General features: G+C 69.6%; 10 protein-coding genes. 4 read left to right on the top strand and 6 right to left on the bottom strand.

From position 1 onward, the window contains the following. The first annotated feature begins 90 nt into the window (after positions 1-90). Together ACFWP7_RS10450 and ACFWP7_RS10455 are read left to right on the top strand one after the other, a co-directional pair. Positions 91-1,398 (top strand): ROK family protein, encoded by a 1,308-nt coding sequence (locus ACFWP7_RS10450; protein WP_384379115.1) that lies wholly within the window; start codon positions 91-93, stop codon positions 1,396-1,398. Positions 1,399-1,533: 135 nt separating this feature from the next. Next, positions 1,534-1,776, top strand: coding sequence for a hypothetical protein (locus tag ACFWP7_RS10455; protein ID WP_384379118.1), 243 nt, complete (start codon positions 1,534-1,536; stop codon positions 1,774-1,776). Between the two features lie 69 nt (positions 1,777-1,845). Here the strand turns inward: ACFWP7_RS10455 and ACFWP7_RS10460 are convergent, their stop codons facing one another. Both ACFWP7_RS10460 and ACFWP7_RS10465 read right to left on the bottom strand, forming a co-directional pair. Further along, positions 1,846-2,805, bottom strand: coding sequence for an SDR family NAD(P)-dependent oxidoreductase (locus ACFWP7_RS10460; RefSeq protein WP_384379121.1), 960 nt, complete (start codon positions 2,803-2,805; stop codon positions 1,846-1,848). Positions 2,806-3,128: 323 nt separating this feature from the next. Further along, positions 3,129-4,166: a PHP domain-containing protein gene (locus tag ACFWP7_RS10465; RefSeq protein WP_384379124.1), complete on the bottom strand. Its 1,038-nt coding sequence runs from the start codon at positions 4,164-4,166 to the stop codon at positions 3,129-3,131. Positions 4,167-4,368: 202 nt separating this feature from the next. Here ACFWP7_RS10465 and ACFWP7_RS10470 point away from each other — a divergent pair, with 202 nt between their 5' ends. Beyond that, positions 4,369-4,605, top strand: coding sequence for a hypothetical protein (locus ACFWP7_RS10470; protein ID WP_384379127.1), 237 nt, complete (start codon positions 4,369-4,371; stop codon positions 4,603-4,605). An 83-nt stretch (positions 4,606-4,688) separates the two neighbouring features. Here the strand turns inward: ACFWP7_RS10470 and ACFWP7_RS10475 are convergent, their stop codons facing one another. The 3 genes from ACFWP7_RS10475 to ACFWP7_RS10485 form a co-directional block, all read right to left on the bottom strand. Next, positions 4,689-5,939 carry a ricin-type beta-trefoil lectin domain protein gene (locus tag ACFWP7_RS10475; RefSeq protein ID WP_384379130.1) on the bottom strand — a complete coding sequence of 417 codons (1,251 nt, stop codon included), beginning with the start codon at positions 5,937-5,939 and terminating at the stop codon, positions 4,689-4,691. Positions 5,940-6,077: 138 nt separating this feature from the next. Further along, positions 6,078-6,650 (bottom strand): VanZ family protein, encoded by a 573-nt coding sequence (locus ACFWP7_RS10480; RefSeq protein WP_384379133.1) that lies wholly within the window; start codon positions 6,648-6,650, stop codon positions 6,078-6,080. A gap of 108 nt (positions 6,651-6,758) precedes the next feature. Further along, positions 6,759-7,409, bottom strand: a complete 651-nt coding sequence (locus tag ACFWP7_RS10485) for a DUF4230 domain-containing protein (RefSeq protein WP_384379136.1) — start codon at positions 7,407-7,409, stop codon at positions 6,759-6,761. Between the two features lie 556 nt (positions 7,410-7,965). On the opposite strand from ACFWP7_RS10485, the gene ACFWP7_RS10490 reads away from it, so the two are divergent. Continuing rightward, positions 7,966-8,919 (top strand): ribose-phosphate diphosphokinase, encoded by a 954-nt coding sequence (locus ACFWP7_RS10490; protein WP_384379139.1) that lies wholly within the window; start codon positions 7,966-7,968, stop codon positions 8,917-8,919. Between the two features lie 120 nt (positions 8,920-9,039). Here the strand turns inward: ACFWP7_RS10490 and ACFWP7_RS10495 are convergent, their stop codons facing one another. Then, complete coding sequence (locus ACFWP7_RS10495) at positions 9,040-9,420, bottom strand: anti-sigma factor antagonist (protein ID WP_384379142.1); 381 nt, start codon at positions 9,418-9,420, stop codon at positions 9,040-9,042. Between the last annotated feature and the right edge of the window lie 310 nt (positions 9,421-9,730).

Here is a 9,730-nt window from a genome sequence, read left to right on the forward strand (position 1 = left end):
TTTAGGATGTGAGTTAAGACTCGGAAGAAAGTCGCGTCAAGGGATCGCGCAGCGGTATCTTGCAAGTCGGGCGAACCGGAGGGGAGCCACATGACGGGGCGGAACGGGCGCACAGTCCGTGACCTGCGGCGGGGCAATCGAACCGCCGTACTGCAACGGTTGTATTTCGACGGCCCGATGAGCCGCTACGAACTGGGTCCGGCCACCGCACTGAGTTCTGGTTCCATCAGCAATGTCGTCGCGGAGCTGGTCGCCGACGGACTGGTCGAGGAGGCCGGCAGCGTCGACTCCGACGGCGGCCGCCCGCGCACCCTCCTGCGCGTCGCGCCCACCAGTGGCTACATGATCGGCGTCGACGTCGGCGAAACCCGCGTCCGCGTTGAGCTCTTCGACCTCACCCTCACCGAACTCGCCCGCACCGACCGGCCGTTGGAGCAGCAGGGTTACGACGTCGAAGTCGTCGTCGGCCACATCCGCGACGGGATCGCCGAGGTACTGGCCCAGACGGACATCACCCCCGAACAGCTCCTCGGTGTCGGCATCGGCGTCCCCGGCATAGTGGCCCGTACCCCGGGGCTCGGCGCGGTGGTACACGGCCAGACGATCGGCTGGGACGCAGTCCCGCTCGAATCCCTGCTCCGCCAGACCTGCGAACTCCCCGACACCGTCCCGTACTTCGCCGACAACGGCGCCCGGACCCTCGGCCAGGCCGAGATGTGGTTCGGCGCCGGCCGCGGCGCCCGCAACGCAGTCGTCGTCCTCTTCGGCTCGGGCGTCGGCGCGTGCCTCGTCACGGAGGACGTGGAGTACGGCCGGGCCGTCGAATGGGGGCACCTGACCGTACGGGTCAGGGGGCGCCGCTGCCGTTGCGGCGCCCTGGGCTGTCTGGAGGCCTACGCCGGTGCGGAGGCGCTGCTGGACCGCTGGCGCGAGGAGGGCGGACGCCCGCCGGACGGCGTCGACGAGGAGACGGCGCTGACCGCGATGCTCGCGGCCGCCTACCCGCCCGAGGACGCCGAGGACGGCAGCCAGGCCGAACCCGACGTGGTGGCGCTCGCAGTCCTGGAGGAGACCGCCGAGTACCTGGGCGCCGGCCTGTCCGACCTGATCAACCTCTTCCAGCCCGAGCGCATACTCATCGGCGGCTGGGCGGGCCTCCAGCTCGGCTCCCGCTTCCTGCCCGCCGTACGCCGGTACGCGACCGAGTACGCCCTGCGCTATCCGGCCGAGCGCGTCTCCATCGACCTCGGCAAGCTGGGCCCGGACGCGGTCACCGTCGGTGCCGCCATCCTGCCCCTTGCCGACTTCTTCGCCCGCGGCGGTCGGCGTGCCGCACCGGTCGGTGAGAGCCCGTCCCCGGCCTGGCGCACCGCGCTGGAGGACCGGGCACCGCACTGACCCCGGGCGGCCGGTTTCGCCGATCACCCCCGCGGTACTCGCTCCGGGCTGGAAACGGCCGGCCACGTGTGCAGGCCGTGCCGGCAACGGCCCGGCCAGACGGCCACGCCTGGCTGCCGAAGATTGGGGTGCGACATGACGGAATACCGGCCGGAAGGTCCCGGCGAGAACACCGATCCGGTCCCGCGGGACATGCCGGACCAGCAGGTCCAGGAGGGCGAGGACCCCTGGGACCTGGCTCCGACGGCGCGTCCCGGCGAGGATGAGCCCGCCGTGGATGTCCCCGACACGGACGAGGCGGGCACGAGCAGAAAGGGCGCCCCGCGCTCGGACACCGTCCACCCGGAGGACCCCGACCCCGGCGAGTCCCCGGCCTGACCTCGACAGGGAGTGGTAGGCCTTTCACGGCTTCGGGAGGTCGCGGTCGGGTCGATCACCTCGCGGGCCTCACGCGAACGCGTTCACTCCGGTCAGCTCCGCCGACAGCTCCCACAGGCGTGCGGCCTGCTCGGGGTCGATCGCATACGCCTGTACGCCGGTCAGTGCGCCGTCCGCCGGAGCAGGCTCGGCGATGTCGCAGTCGAGGCAGTACACCCCGCCCATACCGGCCAGTTGCGGGGAGGTCGCCGCCCATACCTGGGTGGCCGCGCCCTGCTCCGGCGACTTGAAGGTGCTGGGAGGCACCAGCTCGCCGTCCTCCTCGACCCAGCCGCGCGCCAGCAACTCCTCCCTGGGGAGGTGACGCTGGAGCGGCGTCCGGATGGATCCGGGGTGCACCGAGAAGGCCCGTACGCCGGACTCCTGGCCGATCCGGTCGAGCTGGACGGCGAACAGCACGTTAGCCGTCTTCGCCTGCCCGTACGCCTGCCACTTGTCGTAGCCGGTCTTCCAGTGCACGTCGTCCCAGCGGATCCCTGAGAAGTGATGGCCGCCCGAGGACACGACGACGACCCGCGCTCCGCCGGGGGCGATCGCCGGCCAGAGCCGGTTGACGAGGGCGTAGTGGCCGAGGTGGTTGGTCGCGAACTGGGCCTCCCAGCCGGACCCGACACGGGTCTCGGGGCAGGCCATGATCCCGGCGTTGTTGATGACGAGGTCGACGGTGCGGCCCGAGGAGAGGAACCGCTCGGCGAAGGCGCGGACGCTGTCGAGGTCGCCGAGGTCGAGTTCGTCCACCTCGACGCCCTCGATGCCCTCCACGGCCTCGCGGGCGGTGGACGGGCGCCGCGCGGGGACGACGACATGGGCGCCCGCCGTGGAGAGAGAGCGCGTCGTCTCCAGGCCGAGTCCCGAGTACCCGCCCGTGACGATCGCCAGCTTTCCGGAGAGGTCGATGCCCTGAAGGACGTCGTCGGCAGTGCTCCGGGCACCGAAGCCCGAGCCGATCTTGTGCTGCGCAGTGGTCATGCCTCGAACGCTACGAATTGGAGTGCACTCGAAGGCAAGCGGACGCCGCCGCCCGGGGCGCGGGCAAGGAAAGACCCCGACCGGACGGGGGAATCGCGATCGGGGTCGTCTGTGGTGGGCACGGACGGCGGTCGCCTCTCGGCGGGGGCTCCGCAGGGCTTCAGCCGAACGATCTTCCCTGCGGGCGATGGATTAGGCCCGGGGACACTGTTCCATCCGCACCCACGGTTTGTTCAACGGAGAACTACCCGTGGGTGTTCCCCGGGGCGTGCTCGGGCTCGGTGACGTCCGTCACGACGGACACTGGGGGCGGTGTGGTGATGTCAGGGACCGCTCGCGCGCGCAGGGCTCGTCCGGTCCCTGGTCCAGGACAGCAGTTCGTCGGCTGTCCAGGTGGTGATCACGCGCTCCGCGGGCACCCCGCACTCCTCGGCCCGCGCGCAGCCGTGGATCTGCCAGTCGAGCTGGCCGGGGGCGTGCGCGTCGGTGTCCACGGAGAACAGCACCCCCGCGTCGACCGCACGGCGCAGCAGCCGGCGCGGTGGGTCGAGCCGTTCGGGGCGGCTGTTGATCTCCACGGCCGTGCCGGACTCCGCGCAGGCCGCGAAGACCGCGTCCGCGTCGAACTCCGACTCGGGCCGGCCGCGCCCGGTGATCAGACGGCCCGTGCAGTGTCCGAGCACGTCCGCCAGCGGATTGCGTACGGCGGCGACCATACGGCGGGTCATCGGCCGCGCTTCCATGCGCAGCTTGGAGTGCACGGACACCACCACGACATCGAGCCGCTCCAGCAACTCCGGGTCCTGGTCGAGCGAACCGTCGTCGAGGATGTCGCACTCGATGCCGGTGAGCAGCCGGAACGGCGCCCATCGCCGGTTCAGTTCCGCGACCACGGCCAGCTGCTCGCGCAGGCGCTCCGGGGACAGTCCGCGCGCCACCGTCAGCCGCGGCGAGTGGTCCGTGAGCACCGCCCACTCATGGCCGAGTCGCGCCGCGGCCTTGCCCATCTCCTCGATGGGGCTGCCGCCGTCGGACCAGTCGGAGTGCAGATGGCAGTCGCCGCGGAGCAGTCCCCGCAGCCGCTCACCTCCCTGGGCGAGCGGCGCCCCGGCCTCCTGCTCCAGCTTCTCCAGATAGCCCGGCACCTGACCGGCCAGCGCCTCGCGTACGACCTGCGCCGTCTTGGGGCCGACGCCCTTGAGTGATTCCAGCGACCCGGCCGCCGCGCGCTCCGCCACCTCGGCCCCGGGAAGCGCCGCCAGCACGGCCGCAGCGGTGCGGAAGGCACGCACGCGATAGGTGGGGGCCTGGTCCCGCTCCAGCAGGAACGCGATCCGGTCCAGCGCCTCGACGGGATCCATGGGCACCTCCCTCCCCCCAAGCCTTGCCCAGCCGTGGCCGGGCCGCACGGCGGATGGCCGCCGTGCGGTCGGCAGCGGGAACGCTCACCCGGCCGGGCGAACACGCCCACTTCCGCCGTCCCGCCGCACCAGGGGCCGCCGGAGCGCCCGGAGCCCCCTGCGTGCAGCCGCTGACCGGAGGGAACCGTTCTACGCTCGAGGCATGACCGAAATCGCGAGCCCCCACCTTTCCTACCCGCGGATCATGGTGCTCGGGGTACAGCCGGGGACACCGCCGTTCCGGATCATGGAGATCGACGGCGAAGTGGTCGCCCGGGCTCAGGCGCTCATCGACGTACTGACGACGGCCGCGGCCTACGGCATCACGGTCCACGACCTCGACGACCCGGCCGTGGTGCGCTGGGTGGGCGGCGACAAGCTGACCTGGCAGCCGCGCTGACGCTGCTGTGGGAGGCGCGAACACGAAAGGTCCGGCAGGGATGAACCCTGCCGGACCGTCCGCCTGCCCGCCCGGGCGGTCTGTCAGCCAACCGTCCACTTCTGGTTGGCTGTGCCGGTGCACGTCCAGATCTGCAGACGTGTGGCATTGGCCGAGTTGTTGCCCGTGACATCCAGGCACTTGTTGGCCTGTGGGTTCACGATGTCGTTGGCCGAACTGACCACCCACTGCTGGGCGGCGCTCCCGTTGCAGTCGTAGAGCTGCACGGTCGAGCCGTCCGCCGTACCACCGCTGGTGACATCGAGGCACTTGCCCAGCGAGCGGATCGTGCCGTCCGAGCCGACCGTCCACTGCTGGGCGGCGCTCGCGTTGCAGTCGTAGAGCTGTACGGCGGCGCCGTTGGTCGAGCTGCCCCCGGCAACGTCCACGCACTTGCCCGCGAGGCCCTTGATCGGGACCCCGACGGCCGAGGTGTCGCTCGTCGTCACCTTCACCTGGTCGACGACGAGGTACTGCGGGAAGACGGTGGAGCTGTTGGGGTCGCCGGGCCAGTAGCCGCCGACCGCGAGGTTGAGGATCAGGAAGAACGGCTTGTTGAACACCCAAGCGTTGCTGCCGACATCGGCGGGCGTACGCGTCTGGTAGACGACACCGTCCACCGACCACTTGATCGAGTTGGGCGCCCAGTCGACCGCGAAGGTGTGGAAAGCGTCCGCGAACTGCTGGCCGTTCGACAGGGTGTACCCGGCGCCGATACCGGTCGAGCCGGAGTATCCCGGTCCGTGGATCGTGCCGTGGATGGTCGACGGCTCGTAGCCGACGTTCTCCATGACATCGATCTCACCCGACGCGGGCCAGCCGACCGATCCGAGATCGTTGCCGAGCATCCAGAACGCCGGCCACATGCCCTGGCCGCGCGGAAGCTTCATCGTGGCCTCGACACGGCCGTACTGAGCCGTGAACTTGCCGGCGGTGTTCAGCCGGGCCGAGGTGTACTGGCACGTTCCGTACCAGCACTGGTAGTTGGCCGGATTGTCCTTACGAGCGGTGATGACCAGGTGGCCCTGGCCGTCCAGCGCCGCGTTGTTGGCGCCGGACGTGTACATCTGCCGCTCGGCGTTGTTGACGTTGTCGCCGGTCTCGATCTGCCACTTGTTGGGGTCCACGGCCCATCCGGCGGAGCCGTCGAACGTGTCCTGGAACGTGACGGCCGCGGCCGTCACGTCATCGGCCGCTGCGGGACCCGCCTGCGCGGGAGCGATGGCGGCGGAGGCCACGAGGGCGGCCGACAGAGCGGCAAAGAGGCATCTTCGGAGCAGGCGCGGAGAAACCACGACTCTCCCTTCTGTACGCGACCCGGGGAGAGGGGCGGGTCGACTGAGGTGGGGGGTACATGCTTTGCCTCTTGATTTAAGAAGTGAGGTAAGGGGGTGTCAAGGTCCTGGTCCGGACCTATTGTTCACACCGCCGCCTCAGTCGTTCTTGGATGTGTTTCGGGTGCGACGACGCCCGTGCACCGCCCGCCCGAGCCGACGCCCGAGCAGCAGATAACCCACCAGTGCTCCCGTTGTGTTGAGGATCACGTCGTCGATGTCGAAGGCGCGCCCGGTGATGAGGGCCCCCTGGAGCATCTCGACCAGCAGCATGACCACCGCCGTCAGCAGCAGGACGCGCAGGACTCCCCGGGTCTTGGGCGCCAGCACGGGCAGCAGCAGCCCGAAGGGCACACCGAGCAGAATGTTCCCGCCGATCTGCCTGAAGGCGTCGCGCATCTCCGGCTGGTTGAGATAGGCGTTCAGGGAACGGCCGGGGTGCAGATTGGTGTGGATCAGCGCCTCTGACGCCGGGGACGGCTCCAGGGTCACCCGGGCCAGCGCGGCGGCGAAGGCGACCATCGCCCCCAGGGCCAGCAGCATGACCAACAGCCGCACGGGGAGGGGGAGCGCTCCCCGCTCCCGCGCCGGCTCTCGTCCCCGTTCCTGCTTCCGCGTGGACGGCTGGCGACCCGATTTCGCGGTCCGAGCACGCAACGCCGTACGCAGCATGCGATCCTCCATGTTTCAACTGCCTGTGGCTGATGCCGACTACCCGCGATGGGGGAGTCGATGTCGAAGGGCACGGTGACTTGATGAGCTTCGCGCCGGGGGCGCGACTCACGTGGCGAAGGTGACCTTCACCTCCGTGAAGCCGAGTGAGGTCAGCAGGCCTTTGAGCATGCTCGTGGTGTTCTCCTCGGCGCGCGCGGTGAGTTGGCTGTCCTTCGCGGCATCGCTGATGTGCTCGACCGCGAGTTTCTGCACCGCCTGCTCGCCGTTCGGGTTGTCCGAGAAGATGTCGCCGATCCGGTCGAGGAGACCGCGCTGCTTGGAGACGGCGTACGAGTGGTCGGGGTCGAGCGCGGGCTTGCCCAGCGCCGCGTGCGGCAGTCGGAGCGTAGCCGACGTACGGTCCTCGTTGACCGTCACGTCCTTGTCGTCGATCTTGCCGAGGTCGACATACGAGTCGACCGTGCCGGCACCCACGTACAGGGTGCGGGTGCCGCGGAGCGCGTCCGGCAGGTACTTGGCGTCCTTCTCCAGATCCACGACCACCTGGAAGTTCCCTGAGGCGGCGTCGTAACGGCTCATGTCCTGGATGGACTTGAGGAGCGTGGGGCCGCTGCGGTCGTTGGTCTCCGTGCCGAACACGTCGCGCAGCCCCGGCAGGACGGCCAGTCGCAGGCCGGCGAACAGCACCACGAGCACCAGCACGAAGGCGCTGAGCACCTTCGCCCACCCGGGCAAGCGCTTGATGGACGTCGTCATGTCTACGGTCCTCCCTTTCTGCTAACCGGATGCCCCTCAAATCCCTTGGTAGGCCGACCTGTTGGTGGAGGTTCCGGTGACGGGTGCGCGGGGTCCGTCCGGCGCGGTGCGTCTGCCCCGGCGGCGCCGGGACGGGACGACCCGAGGCGGGAGGTTCGGCCCCTTTGCCTCGCTGCGTCAGGTGACCGTTCCCGGGCCGGCCGCACCCCGGCGCGTCCCCGGCCCGGCCCGCCCAGCCACCTTCACGACCAGGCGCACCAGGTGCCTACGGCCCTGTACGTACCTGGCAGCTCGCGTACGCCGGGGACTCACCGCGTCTCACCGGCTGTACCGCATCTGTCCGACACACTGTGCGCAGCTCAGCAGGACACGGTTCGTGCTCGGACGCCCTCGACGTCGAACGGTAGCCAGTCGGTGACGCGTGTCATCGGTGGTCGTCCGCAACGGGATTTCCCCCGGTGGGGACACCCGGCGCGGCCCAGTAGCATGAGGCAGGCATCCCGGATCGATCATGCCGACCGGCGGCGCATCCTGTTCGATCATGCGAGGAGCGTCCGTGCGTGATATCGCCGTGTTCAGCGGCAGTGCCCATCCCGAGCTGGCCGCCGAGGTCTGTGCGCATCTCGGTGTGCCCCTCAGCCCGAGCCGCACCAGTCGGTTCGCCAACGACTGTCTGGAAGTGCAGCTCCAGTCCAACTGCCGGGAGCGCGATGTCTTCCTGGTGCAGCCGCTGGTCAAGCCGGTGCAGGAGAATCTCGTCGAACTGCTGCTGATGTGCGACGCGGCGCGCGGCGCGTCCGCCGGGCGGATCACAGTGGTCATGCCGCACTACTCGTACGCCCGCTCGGACAAGAAGGACATGCCGAGGATCTCGCTCGGCGGGCGGCTGGTCGCGGATCTGATGGTGGCGGCGGGTGCGAGCCGGGTGCTGGCGATGACCCTGCACTCCCCGCAGGTGCACGGGTTCTTCTCCGTGCCGGTCGATCATCTGCACGCCCTGCGAGAGCTGGCCGCGCACTTCCGCCACTACGACCTGTCGCGGACGACGGTCGTCTCGCCGGACCTGGGCAACGCCAAGGAGGCCGCCCACTTCGCGCGGCTGATCGGCGCCCAGGTGGCCGCGGGCGCCAAGCAGCGGTTCGCCGACGACCGGGTGAGCATCAGTTCCGTCATCGGTGAGGTCACCGACCGGGACGTCATCGTCCTCGACGACGAGATCGCCAAGGGCAGCACCGTCCTCGAACTGCTCGACCGGCTGAGGGAGCTGCGGCCGCGCTCGATTCGGGTCGCGTGCACCCACGGCCTGTTCGCGGCGGGCGCGCTCAAGCGGCTCAGTGACCAGCCCGACGTCCTGGAGATCGTCTGCACGAACACCGTGCCGATCCCGGCGGAGGAGCACACCGAGAAGCTGCGGGTCCTGTCCATCGCCCCGGCGCTCGCCGAGGCCGTGCGGCGCATTCACAACGGTGAGTCCGTCAGCGCCCTGTTCGACACGCCTGAGAACGAATAGACAGGTGCAGTGGCGAGACTTCCTGCCGTTCCTCAGGATCGAGAAGCTGGATTTGTCCAGCCAATGGTGTGCAGGCCGAGGCTGGATCAACAGTGGCTAGCCGGGGTGGCCGGACGGCCGTCAGAAGGTGCCCGATGTGGCCTCGGGTTGCCCCAGCGCCTCGTCCAGTGAGGCGGACGGAGGCAGCAGGTGCGTGAGGCCGGTCACCTTGAGGATCCGCAGGGTCAGCGGCTGGGTGCAGACGAGGTGCAGCCGGCCCTCCCGCGCGAGCACGCGGCGTCTGGCCCGGTACAGCAGGCGCAGCCCGGAGCAGTCGAAGAACTCGACCGGCCGCAGGTCGATCACGATCTGCGGCGCCGGGCCGCCCGTCGCGGAGTCCAGGAACGGGGTGATCTCCATCGCCGCGAGGATGTCGATCTCCCCGTGCAGTTCCAGCACGGTGTGGCCGCGGTGCCGGTGGACACGCAGATGCCGGGTGTGTGGTGCGGGGCCGGGTGCCACGACGGCGTCACCTCCAACCGGCTGCTGAACCGTTCCTCATCGCAGGGTCCGGAGTCACCAGGGGCCGGGGTGACGGCGCCCGCGAGCTTAGACGCGACACCGGGGTACTGGTGGTTGCAAAACCGTTCCTTGCCCTGCAAGTTACCCTCGTTAGGATGAAGTTCAGCATGTTCGATTGACATATGTCTTCGATTTACACGAAGCGTCGTCCCGGTATCGCCCCTCGGCACCGAAGTCCACGACACTGGCGGGCGTTCTCCTCCAAAAGAGAACGCCCCCCGGTCGACACGATAAAAAAAATATGGGGAAG

Origin of the sequence: Streptomyces sp. NPDC058470 (genome assembly GCF_042721055.1) — a bacterium.
In the GTDB taxonomy this organism is placed as follows: Bacteria; Actinomycetota; Actinomycetes; order Streptomycetales; family Streptomycetaceae; genus Streptomyces.